The 18,260-nt window shown below is 69.6% G+C and carries 15 protein-coding genes; 8 read left to right on the forward strand and 7 right to left on the reverse strand.

Going from position 1 to position 18,260, the window contains the following annotated elements:
- The first annotated feature begins 25 nt into the window (after window positions 1-25).
- Together CAP_RS00790 and CAP_RS00795 are read left to right on the forward strand one after the other, a co-directional pair.
- Entirely contained in the window at window positions 26-1,168 is a 1,143-nt protein-coding gene (locus tag CAP_RS00790; protein WP_044234913.1) for an FAD-dependent oxidoreductase, read from the forward strand.
- 155 nt (window positions 1,169-1,323) lie between these two features.
- Complete coding sequence (locus tag CAP_RS00795; protein ID WP_044234915.1) at window positions 1,324-1,707, forward strand: hypothetical protein; 384 nt, start codon at window positions 1,324-1,326, stop codon at window positions 1,705-1,707.
- A gap of 65 nt (window positions 1,708-1,772) precedes the next feature.
- On the opposite strand, the gene CAP_RS00800 is transcribed toward CAP_RS00795, so the two are convergent.
- Window positions 1,773-2,507 carry an SDR family oxidoreductase gene (locus tag CAP_RS00800; RefSeq protein ID WP_197040931.1) on the reverse strand — a complete coding sequence of 245 codons (735 nt, stop codon included), beginning with the start codon at window positions 2,505-2,507 and terminating at the stop codon, window positions 1,773-1,775.
- 121 nt (window positions 2,508-2,628) lie between these two features.
- Here CAP_RS00800 and CAP_RS00805 point away from each other — a divergent pair, with 121 nt between their 5' ends.
- From CAP_RS00805 to CAP_RS00815, 3 genes are all read left to right on the forward strand, one after another.
- Window positions 2,629-3,537 (forward strand): LysR family transcriptional regulator, encoded by a 909-nt coding sequence (locus CAP_RS00805; protein WP_044234919.1) that lies wholly within the window; start codon window positions 2,629-2,631, stop codon window positions 3,535-3,537.
- Window positions 3,538-3,958: 421 nt separating this feature from the next.
- On the forward strand, window positions 3,959-5,092 hold the full coding sequence (locus CAP_RS00810; protein WP_052373900.1) for a glycosyltransferase: 1,134 nt from the start codon (window positions 3,959-3,961) through the stop codon (window positions 5,090-5,092).
- A 20-nt stretch (window positions 5,093-5,112) separates the two neighbouring features.
- Window positions 5,113-6,786, forward strand: a complete 1,674-nt coding sequence (locus CAP_RS00815) for a cyclic peptide export ABC transporter (RefSeq protein ID WP_044234924.1) — start codon at window positions 5,113-5,115, stop codon at window positions 6,784-6,786.
- Between the two features lie 43 nt (window positions 6,787-6,829).
- On the opposite strand, the gene CAP_RS00820 is transcribed toward CAP_RS00815, so the two are convergent.
- The gene (locus CAP_RS00820) at window positions 6,830-7,837 is read right to left on the reverse strand and encodes a zinc-dependent alcohol dehydrogenase family protein (RefSeq protein ID WP_044234926.1); all 1,008 of its coding nucleotides are present in this window, start codon (window positions 7,835-7,837) and stop codon (window positions 6,830-6,832) included.
- 425 nt (window positions 7,838-8,262) lie between these two features.
- Here CAP_RS00820 and CAP_RS49650 point away from each other — a divergent pair, with 425 nt between their 5' ends.
- A complete protein-coding gene (locus CAP_RS49650) occupies window positions 8,263-9,123 on the forward strand; it encodes a hypothetical protein (protein WP_197040932.1) in 861 nt (286 codons plus the stop codon).
- A gap of 87 nt (window positions 9,124-9,210) precedes the next feature.
- On the opposite strand, the gene CAP_RS43405 is transcribed toward CAP_RS49650, so the two are convergent.
- The 5 genes from CAP_RS43405 to CAP_RS00850 form a co-directional block, all read right to left on the reverse strand.
- Window positions 9,211-10,428, reverse strand: a complete 1,218-nt coding sequence (locus CAP_RS43405) for a PAS domain-containing protein (protein ID WP_052373901.1) — start codon at window positions 10,426-10,428, stop codon at window positions 9,211-9,213.
- Between the two features lie 166 nt (window positions 10,429-10,594).
- Window positions 10,595-11,776 carry a PAS domain-containing protein gene (locus CAP_RS43410; RefSeq protein WP_052373902.1) on the reverse strand — a complete coding sequence of 394 codons (1,182 nt, stop codon included), beginning with the start codon at window positions 11,774-11,776 and terminating at the stop codon, window positions 10,595-10,597.
- A gap of 109 nt (window positions 11,777-11,885) precedes the next feature.
- Complete coding sequence (locus tag CAP_RS00840; protein ID WP_044234931.1) at window positions 11,886-12,275, reverse strand: response regulator transcription factor; 390 nt, start codon at window positions 12,273-12,275, stop codon at window positions 11,886-11,888.
- A gap of 210 nt (window positions 12,276-12,485) precedes the next feature.
- Window positions 12,486-14,753: a hypothetical protein gene (locus tag CAP_RS00845; RefSeq protein ID WP_044234934.1), complete on the reverse strand. Its 2,268-nt coding sequence runs from the start codon at window positions 14,751-14,753 to the stop codon at window positions 12,486-12,488.
- A gap of 59 nt (window positions 14,754-14,812) precedes the next feature.
- Window positions 14,813-15,220, reverse strand: coding sequence for a PilZ domain-containing protein (locus tag CAP_RS00850; RefSeq protein WP_044234935.1), 408 nt, complete (start codon window positions 15,218-15,220; stop codon window positions 14,813-14,815).
- Between the two features lie 62 nt (window positions 15,221-15,282).
- Here CAP_RS00850 and CAP_RS00855 point away from each other — a divergent pair, with 62 nt between their 5' ends.
- Together CAP_RS00855 and dnaJ are read left to right on the forward strand one after the other, a co-directional pair.
- Window positions 15,283-17,031, forward strand: a complete 1,749-nt coding sequence (locus CAP_RS00855) for a class I adenylate-forming enzyme family protein (protein ID WP_231511012.1) — start codon at window positions 15,283-15,285, stop codon at window positions 17,029-17,031.
- A 95-nt stretch (window positions 17,032-17,126) separates the two neighbouring features.
- The gene (gene dnaJ, locus CAP_RS00860; protein WP_052373904.1) at window positions 17,127-18,224 is read left to right on the forward strand and encodes a molecular chaperone DnaJ; all 1,098 of its coding nucleotides are present in this window, start codon (window positions 17,127-17,129) and stop codon (window positions 18,222-18,224) included.
- Window positions 18,225-18,260 lie beyond the last annotated feature (36 nt).

The raw sequence follows: 18,260 nt of genomic DNA on the forward strand, positions 1-18,260 counted from the left end.
TCCTTGGTAAAATATATAGTTCCCTATGCAAAAGAGGAATGTTGGCATTGTCGGCGGGGGGCCGGGGGGGCTCACACTGGCGCGGCTCCTGGCGACGCGGGGCATCGGGTTCACGGTGTTCGAGCTCGACGAGCACCCGCTCGCGCGGCCCCAGGGGGGCTCGCTGGACCTCCACGCCGAGTCGGGGCAGCGCGCGCTGCGCGAGGCAGGGCTGGAGGCTCAGTTCAAAGCGCTGGCGCGGTACGACGATCAGTACGACGCCATCTACGATCACCTCGGGGCGCTCCGCTTCGAGCACGCCGATGCGAGCGGCGGGGATCGGCCGGAGATCGACCGCACGCAGCTCCGGGCGATCCTGCTCGATGGCCTGCCGGAGGAGACCATCCGCTGGGGCAGCAAGGTGTCGGCGGTGGAGCCGCTCCCGGATGGCCGTCACCGCGTGGTGGGCGCCGAGGGGGCGCTCGGCGAGTTCGATCTGGTGGTTGGCGCCGATGGGGCGTGGTCCAGGGTCCGGCCGCTCCTGTCGCGCGAGAAGCCGGCGTACACGGGCATCCTCTTCATCGAGCTGAGCATCGACGATGTGGATGCGCAGCACCCGGGGCTCGCGGCGCTCATTCCGCGCGGGAAGATCTCGGCGGTCGGGAACTGCCAGGGGTTCATCGCGCAGCGCAGCAGCAACGGCCACGTCCGTGCCTACGTCATGTTCCGGGTGCCAGAGGCGCAGCTCGAGGAGGGCGTTGTGGACCTGTCGTCGCCTGCGCACGCCCGTGCCCAGCTCAAGGCGATGCTGCCCGGGTGGGCGCCCTCGCTGCTGGCGTTCATCGACGGATGCAGCGACACCATCCACGCGCGTCCCATCGTGGCGCTCCCCGTGGGGCATCGGTGGGCGCATCGGCCCGGGGTGACGTTGCTCGGAGATGCGGCCCACGTGATGCCGCCGTTCTCGGGCGAGGGCGTGAACATGGCGATGCTCGATGGGCTGGAGCTGGGGCTGCGGCTTTCGGAGGTCTCCGACTGGAGCGAGGCGGTGGCCGGCTACGAGGCAGAGATGTTCGAGCGCGCCGCGGAGGCTGCCGCAGGAGCGATGGAGGGGCTCGCGTTCGTCTCGGAGGATGCGCTCGCGCACGTGCTCGGGCACTTCGCGTCGTTGAAGCCCGCGGCGGAGTGACGAGAGGTCGGGTGGGAGAGCGCAGCGGACTGCGCGTCAGCATGCACTCCAGGACGACCCGATCCATCCATGGGACCACCAGGCACTGGTTGCGGTCACGCGCCCACACGCTGTAGCGTCCTCTGGCGCGCCTTCGCGCGAGGGAGGAACACGTCATGTCGGGACACCGGGTTTGGGAAACGCTCCAGCGCTCTGACATCGAGGCCCTGTTCGACGTCGATGCCTCCGTCGCCCTCGTGGGGGACGCGTCGCACACGCACGGCGCGCCTGACTTCAAGGCGTTCCACCTCGAGCTGAACCTGTACATCTCGGACGAGCAGATCCGGTTGCTCCAGTCCCGGCACAACAGCACCTACATCAAGCTGAAGCCCGGGCTGATGCTGGGCGGCGGGAAGGTGGACCTGGAGGTCTACCACTACGAGCAGGACATCCTCGATCTGCTCGATCCCCGCTCCCAGTTCGCCCTCCGCACGGGCCGGGCGGCGTTCAAGCAAGGCGGGACGCTCGGGATGATCGGGCTCGATCTGAGGAAATCGTAGAGGAGCGGCGGGACGAGGGGGGCACGGCCCGCGGGGGGCGGCGGAGGGGCTGCGCGTGAGTGGGGTCAGTTCATTCCGCCGTTGGCGTAGATGACCTGACCGTTGATCCAGCGCGCAGGCCCCGCGAGGAACGAGACGACCTCGGCGATGTCATCGGGTTTTCCCAGGCGCTCCATGGGGTTGAGCTTCGCGATGCGGTCGACGGTCGCCGCGTCCTTGCCGTCGAGAAAGAGGTCGGTCGCGACAGGCCCGGGGGCGACCGTGTTGACGGTGATGTCGCGCCCGCGAAGCTCGCGGGCGAGGATCAGGTTCAAGGCTTCCACGGCGCCCTTGGAGGCGGCGTAGGCTCCGTAGGTGGGGAGGGCCTGGCGCTCTGCGGACGTGGACACGTTGAGGATCGCGCCTCCGGAGCGGACGCGCCGCGCGGCCTGCTGGGTGACGACGAAGGTGCCGCGGATGTTGGTGCGGTGCATCCTGTCGAGGTCGGCGAGGTTGAAGTCGGCGATGGTGCCGAGGACCATGAGCCCGGCCGAGTTGACGACGACGTCGATGCCGCCGAACTCGCGCTCGGCTCTGTCGAACATGGCCGCGACCGCGACCTCGTCGGCCACATCGGCCTGCACGGCGATGGCGCGGCCTCCCGTAGCCTCGATGTCAGCGACAGTGGCCCGGGCGTTCTCGGCATTGCCGGCGTAGTTGACGACGACGGAGAAGCCGTCCTTCGCGAGCCGTCTGGCGATGGCTTGCCCGATGCCGCGTGACGATCCGGTGATGATGGCGACTCTCGTCTGGGTGCCCATGGTGCTCTCCATCCCGGCGCCGCGCTCCTTGCGCGGTGGCCTCGGAGAAGGATGTAGGGCTTGTCTGAGCCTTCCGCACGCGCATACTGGGCAGTCTAAGCATGATGGAAAGTAGGGCTGGATGAGGTTCGATGGTCGTCTCCTCAGCGGTCTCGGGGTGCTGAGCGCGGTGATCGAGGCCGGGAGCTTCGTGCGGGCGGGAGAGGCGCTGGGCCTCACGCAGTCTGCCGTGAGCCGCGCCATCGCCCGGCTCGAACAGCGCGTGGGCGTGCGCATGTTCCACCGCACCGCGCGATCGATTGCGCTGACCCAGGAGGGGCGGCGGTTCTACGAGGCCGTGGCGCCGCATCTCACCGGTATCGAGGACGCTGCGATCGAAGCCGGCGGTGCTTCGGAGGTGGTCCGCGGGCGTCTCCGCGTGAACGTCGATGGCGCCATCGGTCAGTTCGTGCTGACGCCGCGTATCCAGCCATTCCTTGCCAGGCATCCCGACCTGATGCTCGACATTGCGGTCCGCGACCGGATGGGCGATATGGTGGCCGAGGGGTTCGACGTGTGCATTCGCTTCGGGTTTCCGGAGCCCTCGTCGCTCACCTGTCGCCTCTTGCTGGAGACACGCGTGCTCACCTGCGCCTCGCCCGGATACCTCGCCCGCAACGGCACGCCGAAGCAGCCTCGCGACCTGGCGCGGGGGCACCAGTGCATTCTGCTGCGTGACCCTGCCACCGGGAGCCACTTCGAATGGGAGTTCCTCCGGGGGAAGAAGGCGGTGCCGGTCAAGGTCTCGGGGCAGCTCATGGTGAACGATACGGGCGCGCTGCTGGGCGCGTGCCTTGGCGGGCAAGGCTTTGCGCAGCTCCTCGACGTCTATGCGCGCCAGTTCATCGAGGCGGGGAGCCTGGTCCAGGTGCTCCCCGAGTGGGCTGACGAGATGTTCCCCCTCTATGCGTACCACCACTCTCCGAAGCTGATGTCGGCGAAGGTCCGGGCCTTCCTCGATTACGTGGTCTCCCTCGGCGCGCGTCCCTGAAGGGCCATCGCGCGCGCCCAGGAGGCCTGAACCATACGGCCGGGGACATTGTCCGCTTTCCGAGGCGACGGGTGTCAGGCCCGAAGCGGCAAAGGGTTCTGGAAACTGCGGGTGGATCGCGGAGTGGGGGCCCCGACGAGCTTTGCCCGGCGGGGGGCGGGGGCGCGAGCCCCTGCCGTGTGAATGAGGGGAGGGGACGGGTCACGCGCAGGCACGGTTCAGCCGCCCGCCCGCGAGCCTGCTTGACGGATGATCGGGATACGGTTACCCGAACCCCTCGCTGCTCGCTGGCGACGTTGCCAGATCATCCGCGACCGTGCAGCGAGCGCCCATCGACGGAGCGCGTGGACACGCACCGAGGTGCGGGTGTCCGCAGGAGGCCTGGACGTCCTTGGCACGGTTTCTCTTCGTCGTACCCCCCATGGCCGGGCACCTCTTCCCGTCGTCGAGCATCGCGCACGCGCTGGAAGGCCTCGGGCACGAGGTCGCGTGGGTCGTGCAGGCGCGGGCGGCGTGGGGCATCCTGCCGGCCAGCGCGAAGCTGTTCACGCTCGACGACGCCGCGGTGGATGGCTGCTTCGCCATGCTGGCGAAGAGGGAGCAGGAGACCGGCGTCGCCGCCGACAATGAGAGCTACTGGGAGCACTTCTTCCTGCCGCTCGCGCGGGTCATGGTCCCGGCGATCGAGGCGGCCGTCGCCGCGTTCGCGCCCGACGTCCTCCTGGTGGACCAGCAGACCCTGGGAGGCGCGGTCGTGGCGCGCAGGCACGGGCTGCGGTGGGCCACGCTGGTGACCACGCCCCAGGAGCTGCTGCGCGCCAGCATGAACATGCCGGAGTCGGACGAGACGCGCAGCGGGTACTTTGCCTTGCTCGAACGGGAGATGGGGCTCCCGCACACGACCGATCTGGATGTCTCGCCCCACCTCTGCATCGTGCTCTCCACACGGGAGCTGGCGAGGCAGTGGTTCGCGCCCCAGATGCGCCTCGTCGGTCCGGCGATCGCGGCGCGGGTGGAGAGCACGCCGTTTCCCTTCGAGGCGCTGCGCGAGGGGCCGCGGGTGTTCATCTCGCTCGGCACGATGAACGGCGACGTGAGCGGGCCCTTTCACGATCTGGTGCTCGAAGCCTTCGCGGGCGACGAGATCCAGGTGGTGCTCGCCGGCGCGGAGAGGCCTGCTTCGCAGGTGCCCCCCAACGTGATCGTGCGGCCGTTCGTGCCGCAGCTCGGCGTCCTCGCGCGGATGGACGCGGCGGTGTGCCACGCGGGGCACAACACGGTGTGCGAGTCGCTCTGGTTCGGGCTGCCGCTGGTGGTGGTGCCGGTGAAGGCCGATCAGCCGTTCATCGCCCAGCAGGTGGTGGACGCGGGCGTGGGCGTCCGGCTCGATTTCCTGCGCCTGAAGGCCGGTGAGCTGCGCGAGGCGGTGCACCGGGTGCTCGCGGAGCCCTCCTACCGGGCGGCGGCGGCGCGGGTACAGCGGTCGTTCCAGGAGGCAGGCGGGAGCCAGCACGCCGCAGAGCACCTCGCCGAACTGGCGCAGGCTGGCGGCTGAAGCGCGGCGAATCGGGGACCGTGGGGCTCATCCAGCAGATCAACCTTGAGGCGGGGGAGTCGCGCCGGCGCATCCTGCTCGCCAACTTCCTGACGGGGGCGGCGCACACCGGCATCATGGTCTGCGTCAACGAGGCCATCGAGAACCAGAAGGCCTCGGTGGGGCAACTGTTCTTCCTGTTCCTGGTGCTTATCCTGCTGTTCGTCGTGGGCTACCGCTACACGGCCCGGCAGGTGACCATCACGTTCGAGAACCTGCTCTACAAGATCAAGGTGCGGGTGACCGACAAGCTGCGCCGGATGGAGCTTCAGGGGCTGGAGCAGATCGGGACGGCGGAGATCTACGACCGCATCACGGAGAACATGACGGTCGTCTCGGAGCTGTCCGGGACCGTGGCGATCTTCCTGCGCTCGGTGTTCATGGTCTCGTTCGGGGCGCTGTACATGATCTACCTGTCCCCGAACGTCTTCATCCTGGAGGTGTTCCTGTTCGCGGTGTTCATCTCTCTCTTCCTGTCGGCGAGGAAGACCGTGAAGGGCTACATGCGGGACGCCGCGCACCAGCGCCTGGCCTTCTTCGAGGTGCTGACCGACCTGATCCAGGGGTTCAAGGAGGTCAAGTTCAGCAGGCGGCGCAGCGACGATCTCCAGGTGGCCACCGAGCAGGCAGCGAACACGGTGCGGGAGAGCACGCTGAAGGCCAACCTGCTCCTGGAGGACAGCCTCCTCGCACCGACGCTCAACAGCTTCGCGATGCTCGGTCTCATCGCGTTCATCGTGCCCATCTACATGCCGACCGAGCCCGAGACCCTGGCGTCACTCGTCGCCCTCGGGATGTTCATCTTCCACCCCATCACCGGCGTCGTCGGCAACGTCCAGTACTTCATGCGGGCGGAGCTGGCGCTGGAGAACATCGAGAAGCTCGAGCGGAAGCTCGAGGAGAGCACCCATGACCAGCGAAGCGCAGCGGACCCCTGGCATGGGCGCTTCGGGGCAATCGAGGCGAGGGACATCGCGTTCCGCTACGTGGCGCAGGGAAGCGACGAGGCGTTCCATGTCGGTCCCGTAAGCCTCACCGTCGCGGCGGGGGAGATCCTGTTCATCGTCGGCGGCAACGGGAGCGGAAAATCGACGCTGCTCAAGGTGCTCACCGGGCTCTACCCGCCAGCCTCGGGCAGCCTGCTGGTGGATGGGATCTGCGTCGGAGAGAAGAACGTTCAGGCCTATCGCGAGATGATCTCGACAGTGTTCTCCGACTTCCACCTGTTCAGGCAGCTCTACGGGCTCGGCGATCTCGACGACGCCGCCGTGGGCAGCCTGATCCGGTCGATGCAGCTCGACGGGAAGACGGGCTTCTCGGAGGGGCACTTCACGAAGCTCAGTCTCTCCACGGGGCAGCGAAAGCGCCTGGCGCTCATCGTGACCCTCCTGGAAGACCGGCCGATCTATGCGTTCGACGAGTGGGCAGCAGACCAGGACCCGGAGTTCCGCAGGTTCTTCTACGAGGAGCTGATCCAGGAGCTGAAGCGGCGCGGCAAGGCGGTCCTCGTGGTCACCCACGACGATCGTTACTTTCGCTGCGCAGACTGGGTGGCCACCATGGACTACGGCGCGCTGCGCTCGCTCGGGGCCGTGAAGCCCGGGGGGCAGGTCGAGCCTGGGAGCACCCCGGATGGCCTGAAGGCGCGGGGCTGATCCAGGGCGCGGGCGCCCGCGGGCCCATGGGGAGGGGAGGAGATCAGAACTCCACGCAGATCTTCCCGAAGTGGGCGCCGCTCTCCTGGTAGCGGAAGGCCGCCGCCAGCTCCTCCAGCGGGAAGCTGCGGTCGATGACCGGCTTGATGCCCGCCGCGTCGATGGCGCGGATCATGTCCTGCTGCTGCTCGCGGGTGCCGACGCCGATGCCGATGAGGCGGATCTGCTTCATCATCAGGGTCGCGGTGCTGACGTCACCCTGGTAGCCGGCGAGGACGCCGATGAGGGAGATGTGGCCGCCGATGCGGGCGGCGGCGATGGACTGGGAGAGGGTGCCGGCGCCGCCGATCTCGACGATGTGATCGACGCCCTGGCCGCCGGCGAGGTGGCGCGCGGCGTCGCCCCAGGCCGGGACGTCCTTGTAGTTGATGACCTGGTCGGCGCCGAGGGACTTGAGGCGTTCGAGCTTCGCGGCCGATGAGGAGGTGGCGATGACCTTGCAGCCGGCGGCCTTGGCGAACTGGAGGGCGAAGATGGAGACGCCGCCGGTGCCCTGCACGAGGACGGTCTCGCCAGGCTTGATGCGGCCCTCGACGACGAGGGCGCGCCAGGCGGTGAGGGCGGCGCAGGGGAGGGTCGCGGCCTGGGCGTGGGTGTAATCGCGGGGGACCTTGGTGAAGTAGCGGGTGGGGGCGACGACGCGCTCGCGGGCATAGCCGTCGGTGCTGTCGCCGGGCACGGAGGTGAGCTTCTCGGGAGAGGGGTCGCCGGAGGGCCAGTTGGGGAAGAAGGTGCTGACGACGTGGTCGCCGACGGCGAGTTCGGTGACGCCTTCGCCCACCTCGGCGACGACGCCGGCACCGTCGGACATGGGGATGCGGCCCTCGTCGGTGGGGATCATGCCGGCGACGACGGCGTAGTCGTGGTAGTTGAGCGAGCTCGCGTGCAGGCGGACGAGGATCTGGCCGCGGCCCGGGCCGTCGACGCCGACCTCGGTGAGGAGGAGGTTGTCGAGGCCACCGGGTTTGCGAAGCTGCATGGCTCTGGTCATGGGCGCTGCCTTTGCTGTGTGGTCGCTGCTCGGGCGTCGGGGCAGCGGCACCGTGTTCCGCTGCGCATACGCCTCCGTCGCGGCATGGTCGGTGCGCGCGGCGTAACGCGGAGGCGGGGCGGCGGCCAGGGGCAGGGGTGGAGAGGGCAGGGCGCGCCGAGCGCAGGTGCACGCCCAGCAGTCGCTGGGCGGGGTGTGAAACGGGTGTGCTGTGAACGGTAGGTAACGGAGAGCAGGCAGTCGCCGTCAGCTCGACGGCGGATGGACGCGGGCCGTGGGCGGCTCAAGGGTACTCTGGAGGCTATTTCTGCGTGGTTCAGGCTGCGGCACCAGAGTTGCACTGTCTTCTGGGAAGAACGGACCGTGGATAGGTGCTGAGCCAGGGTGACGTCCCGGAAGCGGGACGGAACGAAAGAGAGGCCATCATGTCGGAGAACAACGAACTTTCCCCCGTGCGCGCTGGTGTGGGTGCCGCTCGCTGGATTCGAGGGGTGCTGGTCGGGGCCGTGGGACTGGTTGCTGCGCTGGCCGGGACCGGCTGTGTGGCCACCGTGGGACCAGAGCCGGTGTACGTGGCCAGCAGCGGCGCGGTCTACAGCGACGGCGACATCGCGTACGCCGATACGGTGCCGGCAGACATCTATGCGTACCCGACCATCGTGTACGGCGGCGTGAACGTGTACTGGGTCAATGGGTACTGGTACTACCCGTACGCGGGGCGCTGGGCGATGTACCGCTCGGAGCCACCGTTCCTGTACCGGCAGCGGGTCTCGTGGGGATATTACGGGCCCAATTACTATGGCGGGTACTACGGCGGCTATTACGGGACGCACCACCATGGCCATTACAACTCGGGTCACGTGAATCGCGGGCCCGGGTATCAGGGGCCGTCGCGGAACAGGCCGGATTACGGGTATCAGGGGCCGTCGCGGAACAGGCCGGATTACCGGAACGATGTGCCGGCGCGGCCTGCTCCGGCTCCGATCCGGCCCTCGCAGACAGAGCGGGGAGGGTCGCCGGTCTTCCGGGCGCCGAACCGGACGCCAGCCCCTCAGGGCGCACCGGCGCCCATCGTGAGGCCGCCGAACCGGGTGACCCCTGCGAGCGCGCCGACGCCGCGGATCATGGCACCGACCCCCTCGGCCCCGCGGGCGACGCCGACGATGCATGCGCCGACTCGGGTGGCACCCGCGCGGAGCACGCCTGCGCCGCGGGCCATGCCGGCGAGCCGCGCCCCGGCGATGCGGTCGGCGCCCGTCCAGCAGCGTCCCACCATCTCCCGTTAGGATTGCCATCCACGGCCATCTCGGCCGGTATCGACCACGCAGCGTCTGGCCCCAGGCGGGTGCTCCTCGCGGCGCGATGCTGGTGCATCACCTGCCCTGATACGCGCGGCGCCGGGGACGGGCGGGGGCCTGACCCATCGCGTGCACGATGCCGGCCTGGAGGGTGCCGAAGGTCGTCAGGTCGGCGAGGTCGATGTCGAGGGTGACGAGGAGGCTGGCGACGTCGGGGCGGATGCCGGTGAGGGCGACGGCGACGCCGAGGAGTCGCGCGGCGCGGGCGGTGCGGACGAGGGCGTCGGCGACCGTGGCGTCGATGTTGCCGACGCCGGTGATGTCGAGGATGGCCCAGCGGGCGTGGTGGGCGCCGAGGCCTTCGAGGAGGGTGGTCATGACCTGCGCGGCGCGGTGGCTGTCGACCATGCCGATGAGGGGCATGACCAGGATCTCGTCGGTGACGGGGATGAGGGGGGTGGAGAGCTCGAGGAGCGTGTTGGCCTGCTGCTGGATGGTGCGCTCGAAGTCCTTGCGCTCGGTGATGTCTTGCCAGCTCCCGAAGGCCTCGAGCGGGTTGCCGGCGAGGTCGCGCGCGAGCTTGGTCTCCTCGCGGACCCAGCGGTAGGTGCCGTCCTTGTGGCGCCTGCGGTACTCGTGACAGACCGTGCCGCTGCTGGGGAGCACGCTGGGTGTCTGCGGGAGGCGCTCCTGGTCGTCGGGGTGGATGTTGTCGAACCAGAGGCGGGGGGTGCTCAGGAACTCCTCGGCGGTGTAGCCGAACATCGTGCTCACGTTCTCGCTGATGAAGGTGAGCACCGGGTCCTCGCCGACGCTGAAGGCGTAAAGGACGACGTCGCAGGAGTGCAGGAGGTGCTGCAGGCGCTCGTGGGCCGTATTGAGGGAGGCCTGGGCGTCCTCGCCGTTGCTGACGTCGCGCGCGACGGCATAGCTGCGTTCTCCCACCTGCACGGAGTGCCCCCAGGAGACGCGGGCGTAGGTGCTGTCCTTGCGGCGGTAGCGGTTGGTGAAGGGCCCGGGAGGGCCGCCCGCCTGGAGGCGCGCGAACTCGATCCACGTGGAGGCGCGGTCGGCAGGGTGGAGCAGATCGTCGAAGCGCAACGCGCGGAGTTCCGGGAGGGTAAAGCCGAGGGTGCGCTCCCAGCTCGGGCTGAGGTCGTCGATGGAGCCGTCGACGCCGATGCTCAGGAACAGGTCGTCGGTGGATGCGAAGAACCGCGCCCAGCCTGGGCCCAGTGTCGCGATGTCAGGGGCAACTTTCTCCGCGGCCTGGTCCTGAGAATCTTGCTCCATGGAGTACCTCTTCATGATGTCACGTAGGCCATCGTACGGAAAGTGACGCTGCCCTCGCGCTTCCTCCATCCTCCCTGGTGCGGGAGCGTGCGCGTGCGCGGCGCTGTTCGGGCATGCGGTGAGGTGGTGGTGCGTGGAGGCGGAAATCCAGACGCTGGCGGCGGGGTCAGCGGTGAGGGCCAGAGCGGCGCATGGCGTGCTGGATGCCGGCCTGGAGGGTGCCGAAGGTCGTCAGGCCAGCGAGGTCGATGTCGAGGGTGACGAGGAGGCTGGCGACGTCGGGGCGGATGCCGGTGAGGACGACATCGACGCCGAGGAGCCGCGCGGCGCGGGCGGTGCGGACGAGGGCGTCGGCGACCGTGGCGTTGATGTTGCCGACGCCGGTGATGTCGAGGATGGCCCAGCGGGCGTGGTGGGCGCCGAGGCCTTCGAGGAGGGTGGTCATGACCTGCGCGGCGCGGCGGCTGTCGACCATGCCGATGAGGGGCATGACCAGGATCTCGTCGGTGACGGGGATGAGGGGGGTGGAGAGCTCGAGGAGCGTGTTGGCCTGCTGCTGGATGGTGCGCTCGAAGTCCTTGCGCTCGGTGATGTCTAGCCAGCTCCCGAAGGCTTCGAGCGGGTTGCCGGCGAGGTCGCGCGCGAGCTTGGTCTCGTCGCGGACCCAGCGGTAGGTGCCGTCCTTGTGGCGCCAGCGGTACTCGCGGCGGACGGTGTTGGCCTCGAAGAGGGCGATGGATTCAGCGAGGACGCGCTCGCGGTCCTCCGGGTGGATGCTGTTGAGCCAGAGCCGGGGCGTGCTCAGGAACTCCTCTGGGGAGTAGCCGAACTGCTCGGCGACGTTGTTGCTGATGAAGCTGAGGGCACGATCCTCGTCGAGGCGGAAGGCATAGAGAACGACGCCGCTGGACTGCAGGAGGTGCTGGAGGCGCTCGTGGGCAGTGTGAAGGGCCGCCTGGGTGTCCTCGCTGGCGCTGATGTCGCGCGCGATGGCGTAGGAGCGATCCCCGATCTGCACGGAGTCGCCCCAGGAGAGGCGGGCGTAGGTGCCGTCCTTGCGGCGGTAGCGGTTGGTGAAGGGGAGGTGAACGTTGCCGGCGCGGAGGCGCGCGAACTCTGTCCAGGTGGAGGCGAGGTCGTCGGGGTGGACAAGGTCATTGAAGCGCTCGGCGCGCAGCTCGGGGAGGGTGAAGCCCAGGGTGCGCTCCCAGCTCGGACTGGCTTCGTAGATCACACCGTCGATGCCGAGGCAGATGAACAGCTCGGTGGTGGATTCGAAGTACTGGGTCCAGCCCCAGCCCAGGCCTGCTGCACCGGGCGGGTGATTCGGGGGATCTTGCTGCGACATGACGACTCACTCTCGGTGACACGCGATGCATGGAGGGCAAAGGTGGGCGATGCTCCCGGGGCGACGCGCCCCCCTCCGCCGTCGCACGTCCCGAGGACGTCGCCTGGTCCTACTTTCCGGTGAGGACCTTGCGGACCTTCTTCCGCAGCTCGTCGAACTGAAAGGGCTTGGTGATGTAGTGCTTCGCGCCGGCCTGGATGCCGGCCACGATGTCCATGGGGGCCGACTTGGCGGTCAGGAAGATGACCGGCGTCTTGCGGTTCGGGTCGCGCTCACGGATGCGCTTGACCATGGTGATGCCATCGAGCTTCGGCATCATCACGTCGGTGATGATCAGGTCCGGCTTGGGGTCGACGAAGGCCATGTCGAGGCCTTGCTGGCCATTCATGGCGACGACCACGTCGTACTCGTTGCCCAGAAAGCGGGCGATCATGTACGCGACGTCCTGCTCGTCCTCGACGACCAGGATGCGCCTCTTGATCTCGTCCACACCCGTCATCGGGGGGGATTGTGCCATCCACTCGCCAGGTGGCTAGACAGGAACCACCCCATTCACATGGCCGGATGGCCTCATGGCGGAGCGAGGGCGATGAATGGCGGATTTTTCCGCTCGATGGCGCGAAGGTACGCCCTATGCGGTGCGCGGTGCGCAGTTGGGCGAGGGGGGGGCGAGGAGGGGGCTGGGAGGGCGCGCCGGGGGCGTGAGCCGTCAGGGGAGCTTCACGTTGCGGGGGAGGTCGGCCTTCACGCGAGGGGCGAGCAGCTCGCGGGCGAGGTGCACCTCGAGCAGGTCGATGACGGGGCTCCGGGAGACGGCGCGAAGGCCCTCGGCGGCGTTGGGGTCGCCGGCGACGCGGCGGGCCATGGAGGTGTAGAACTGGGCCTCGACGCGCTGGGCAGCGCTCTGCGCGGCGGTGCCGAGGTCCTGATCGCTGAGCTTGCCGGTGGCCCAGGCGGCAAGCCTGCCGGTCCAGGAGCCGCTCTTGGCGCCGCTCAGGGCGCGCTCGGCGGTGCCGTCGGTGGGGACGCGCTGCTGGCGTTCGAGGAGGGTGACCCAGAGGCCGCCGTAGACCAGGTCGTCGTTCTCCGCGTTCTCTTCGAGGCCCTGCTGGAGGGCGGCGCGGGCAGAGGTGAGGTCGCCGCGGACGAGGGCGCGGCCGACGGCGTCGAGCATGGTGGCGCCGAGGATGGGGCGCTCCTGGGAGGCGAGGGCGAGGGCACGCTCGTGGGCGCGGGCGGCGCCGCGGGCGTCGCCGTAGCCGTCGAGAACGCGGCCGAGGAGGCGCTCGGCGCGGGCCATGGCGCCGGCGCCGCGGGCGCGCTGGCGGGCGGCGAGGGTGGCGGCAAGGGCTGCGTCGAGGGAGGTCTTGGCGCTGGCGGTGTCGCCGGTCTCGCGCTGGAGGTCGAAGGCGAGGAGGTGGGCCTCGGCGACGTCATCGAGGGACTCGGCAGCGTCAGGGGCGGCGAGGGCGAGGCGGAGGGTGGAGAGGGCCTTCTGCGGGTTGCCGCTCTGGCGTTCGGCCATGGCGACGAGGGCCAGGGCGTTGACCGTGGGCTCGGCCTTGGTGGCGACCTGCAGGAGGGGGAGAGCCGCGCTCAGGTTGCCGGAGCGCAGCTCGACGGAGGCCATGAGAAAGCGGGTGCGGGAGACGATGGGACCGCCGCGTCCCGCCTTGTCGGCGAGGGCGAGGATGGGGGCGGCCGCAGCGTAGGTGCGGCGGACGGCGGAGAGGTCGTCGACCTCGGCGTCCGACGACATGGCGTGGAGGATGATGCCCATGGTGCCGCCGAGGGACTGGAGGCTCGGCTCCTTGCCGAGGGCCTGGCCCATGACGAGGGGGGCAGCCTCGCTCATGCCGAGGCGGATGAGGGATCGGGAGAGGAGGGCTGCGCTCTGGAGGCTCTGGGGCTCGCGGCGGAAAGCTTCGAGCGAGGCGCCCCAGAGGGCACCGTCGAGCAGGTCGTGTCCGAGGCCGCTCTCGTCGGGGCGGGCGCTTTCTTCCTCGTCGCCAGAGCCGTCGTCGCTGTAGCGGCTGAAGGCACCCGCGATGGACTGCCAGGGCTCGGGGTCCTTCACGGACGAGGCGGCGGCCTTGAGGCGATCGAAGAGGCCAGGGGGGATGACGCGGCGGGCGCCGGTGCGCTCGATGCTGTCGACGGCGCCGCGGGCGTCACCGTTCCGGAGGTAGAGCGCGGCGAGCATGGCGCCGCCGCTCTCCAGGGCCTGCTCGGCTTCGAGGGCCTCGTCGCGCTCGGGGCGCTCGCCGCTCTGGCGGAAGTCGATGTTGAACTGGATGGCGCCGTCGATCCACGCGGCGATGGCGGCGGCGGCGCGGTTCACGCTCTCGGGGCGGGTGTCGACGAGGGCGCGGCTGACGAGGGCGCGCTGCTCGGCGCCGAGCTTCGCCATGGGGCCGCCGGTGCGGGTCTCCTTCATCCAGCGGTCGATGGCGGCGAGGCTCGCGTCGACCTCGGCGCGGCCAGGGGTGCCAGCGGGAAGTGCGGCGGCGCGCATCTCCAGGAAGGCGGCGGCGCGGCCCTCGTCGCCGCGCTGGCTGACCTGGGCGATGGCACTGGCGAGGGCGCGGGCGCCTGCGTCGTCGATCATCTCCGCGCGGCCTTCACCGGAGCGGATGAGGTACATGGCACCGAGGACGCTGCGGAGGGCACGCTCGGAGTGCCCCGAGTCGAAGCGAGTGGCAGCGTGGGCGAGCTGGCGGCGGACGACGCCGACGAGCAGGCCGCTGCGCTGCTGGCTGGGCTCACCGTCGCGGAGGATGGAGAAGAGGCTGGCCGAGAAGTCGTCGTCTCGGACCTCGACGGGGACGACCTTGCCCTCCACGAGGGCGGGCGGCTTGCCGTGGGCAGGGCCGCCCGAGGCGCCGCATGCCGTGGCCGAGAGGGCGAGCGCGAGCGCGGTGCAGCGGAGCGCGGTACGGCAGAACGCAGTGCGGCGAGGAGAGGAGGCTCGGTGCATGTAGGGGGCACCAGTGTACACAGGCGGGGCCTTCATGCACGCGCCGGGGTGCCGGGTGTCTATCGGGCGAGGTCGTCGACCTTCTTGCCGAGGAGGCGCGCTGCCAGAACCTCGCCAAGCTCGCTGGTCATCAGGCGTTCGACGACCTGCTCGGTGGCGAGGCGCTCGTCCTCGCTGTCCCACTGGAACTCGATGCCCATGCCGGGTTGCCGCTCGGGGGTCGTCGTCTCCTCGGGGGGGACGACCCACTTCACGCGACCCTTGATGCGCAGCGGCTCGTCCAGGCCACGGATGCGCAGGGCGAAGATGAACTCCGTACCGAGGCCGAGAGGGCGATCGGTGCGGATGAAGGTGCCGCCCTTGGAGATGTTGCGCGTGTAGTCGGCGAAGAACGTGTTGAGCCGCTTGTACTCGACGCTCAGCTCGATGGCCGAGCGGGGGACCGAACGCCGGTCGGGGTGGCTCACGGGGCGACACTACCACGGGCTGCCCGGGCCGGAGTAAAGTCTGCTCGATGAGGATGCGCGAGGTGCTGGACGGGGCACAGGCGAGGGCGCGCTTCGCCGCGTGGAAGGCCAGGACCATCTCCCGGGTGATGGTGCAGACGGGGATGCTCTCGAACCTGCGCTGGCCCGGAGCGCGGCGGCTCGTGACAGAGTTGCTGCGCGGCAAGACCGGTCCCTCGACGCTGTTCAAGGTGCACCGGGAGAACACGCCCTACTCCATGGCCGTGGTGGATCCGCGCTCGATGTACCGGCGGATGGCGGCGGGGGAGGGGGCGGGGGAAGGGGCGGGGGAAGGGGCGGGAGAGCCCGCGAAGGACCGGATCTACTCCTTCCGGGAGCTCGACGAGACCATGGACAGGCTCGCCCTCGCGCTGCACCGGCGCGGGATCGGCCCGGGCCGGGGCGTGCTGGTGATGCTCAAGAACCGCGCGGAGTTCCTGATGATCCAGCCTGCCGTGGGGCGGATCGGGTCCGCGGCGGTGTCGGTGTCCTGGCGCTCGACGGTGCCGGAGCTGTGCTACCTGGCGGAGCACTCGGGTGCGGGGGCGCTGTTCTTCGACGCGGAGCTCGCGTCGCTCATCGAGGAGGCGGCGCCCCGGCTGAAGGGAATCCCGCGGGAGAACATCGTGGCCGTGGGCGGGGACGCGCCCGGCTTCCATACCTTCGAGGAGGTGGTGGCGCGGGCCGGTGCAGGGCGCGTGCCCGACCTGAGCGAGGGTGGGTCGGTGGTGATGTACACCTCGGGGACCACCGGCAAGCCGAAGGGGGCGGTGCGGACCTTCTCGAAGGACGCGATGGCGGCGACGCTCGCGTTCATCGGGGAGACGCCCTCCCAGGTCGGTGACGTGCACCTCGTGGTGCTGCCGCTGTACCACGCGACGGCGTTCGCGTTCGCGAGCATGAACTTCGTGGTGGGGGGGAGCGTGGTGGTGCTGCCGGAGTTCAGGCCGGAGCTGTTCCTGGAGGCGATCGAGCGTTACCGGGTGGCGTCCACGGCGGTGGTGCCGACGATGCTGTACCGGGTGCTGGAGCTGGGTGAGGAGCGCATCCGTCGCTACGACCTGTCGTCGCTCAAGTGGGTGATCGTGGGCGGAGCGCCGCTCTCGGCGCAGCTCGCCAGGGAGGCGATGCAGGTGCTCGGCGACAAGCTCTACCAGTTCTACGGGGCCACGGAGACGGGGGTGGTCACCGTGGCGTCGCCCGAGGACATGCGGGCGGCGCCGGGGACCATCGGGCACGCGGTGCCGGGGGTGGAGATCCGGCTCATCGACGAGGCAGGGAAGGACTGCGGCGCGGGTGAGGTGGGGGAGCTGTTCGCGCGGAGCCCGCTGCTGATCTCGGGCTACCACCGCGACGCGAAGGCGACCGAGGACGCGACGCTGCAGGGGTTCTTCTCGGTGGGGGATCTGGCGCGGCGGGACGCAGCAGGGCGCTACTTCATCGAGGGGCGAAAGCGGGACATGATCATCTCGGGCGGGGTGAACGTGTACCCGGCCGAGGTGGAGGCAGCGCTCCACGAGCACCCGGCCGTCGCGGAGGCGGCGGTGGTGGGGGTGCCGGATCAGGAGTGGGGCGAGCGGGTGCGCGCGTTCGTGGTGCGGAGAGCCGGTGCATCCGGGGACGACGCGAGCGAGGAGGCCATCAAGGCGCACTGCCGCACGAGGCTCGCGGGTCCGAAGGTGCCGCGCGAGGTGGTGTTCCTGGACGAGCTGCCGCGCAACCCGACCGGCAAGGTGCTGAAGCGGGAGCTCGTCCGCTGGCAGGAAGCGTGACGCGCAGGACAGCGTGAGGAGGCGGGCCGTCTTCCGCAGGTATCGGTTGCCTGTCGTCCTGTCCTGCGCGCCCCCCCCATGCTATTTCCCGCAGCGTGCGTGACCCCTACGATGTACTGAGCGTCGCTCGATCCGCGACGCAGGACGAGATCAAGGGCGCATTCCGCAAGCTGGCCGCGCAGCACCACCCCGATCGGAACCCGGACGATCCCGGAGCGCAGCAGCGCTTCAAGGAGATCAACGCGGCCTACCAGATCCTGAGCGATCCGCAGAAGCGGGCGGCCTTCGACAGGTTCGGTCCGGCGATGGCGGGCGGGACCACCGGGCCTTTCCAGGGCGTGCCGTTCGACATGAACGACCTGAACCTGGACGCGATCTTCGGGGATCTGCTGGGCGCCCTCGGCTTCCGACAGGGAGACCGCGGCACGCTCCAGAAGGAGGTGCGGATCTCGTTCGAAGAGGCCGCGTTCGGGTGCACGAAGGACGTGACCTACGAGCGGGTCGAGTCGTGCGTGGACTGCAGCGGGACCGGCTCGGCGCCCGGGTCGACGCCGGACAGGTGCTCGGCGTGCTCGGGGCGAGGGCGGGTGCGGGTGCAGCAAGGGGTGCTGCCCATCGCCATCGAGCGCCCCTGCTCGCGGTGCCGCGGGACGGGGCGCATCGTGATCGATCCCTGCACGACGTGCAGGGGCGCAGGGCTCGTCACCAAGGAGCGGACCATCGAGGTGACCATCCCGCCGGGAGTGGAGAACGGCGCAACGCGGCTCGTGGAGCGCGGTGGCAACGCGCCCCGCCCCGATCGCGCTGCGGGTGACCTGGAGCTGACGGTGCGGGTGGCTCCGCACGACCTGTTCCGGCGTGTGGGCGACGACATCGTGTGCACGATGCCGATCTCGTTTCCGCAGGCGGCGCTCGGCGGTGAGCTGCAGATCCCGACGCTCGACGGGAAGGGGAAGCTCAAGATCCCCGCGGGCACGCAGCCGGGGACCGTGCTTCGTGTCAAGGGGAAGGGGATACCGCGTCGCGTCATGGGAGGACGCGGAGATCAGCTCGTGGAGGTGACCGTGGAGGTGCCAACGAAGCTGACGGCACACCAAAAGGAGCTGATCGCGCAGCTCGCGCAGGAGATGGGCGAGGGTGTGCACCCGCAGGATGCCTCGTTCATGGACAAGCTGAAGGGGTTGTTTGGCTGAGTGTTACCGTGCGTGTCCGGTGGGACTACGGTAAGA

It is taken from the genome of Chondromyces apiculatus DSM 436 (assembly GCF_000601485.1).
Lineage (GTDB): Bacteria > Myxococcota_A > Polyangia > Polyangiales > Polyangiaceae > Chondromyces > Chondromyces apiculatus.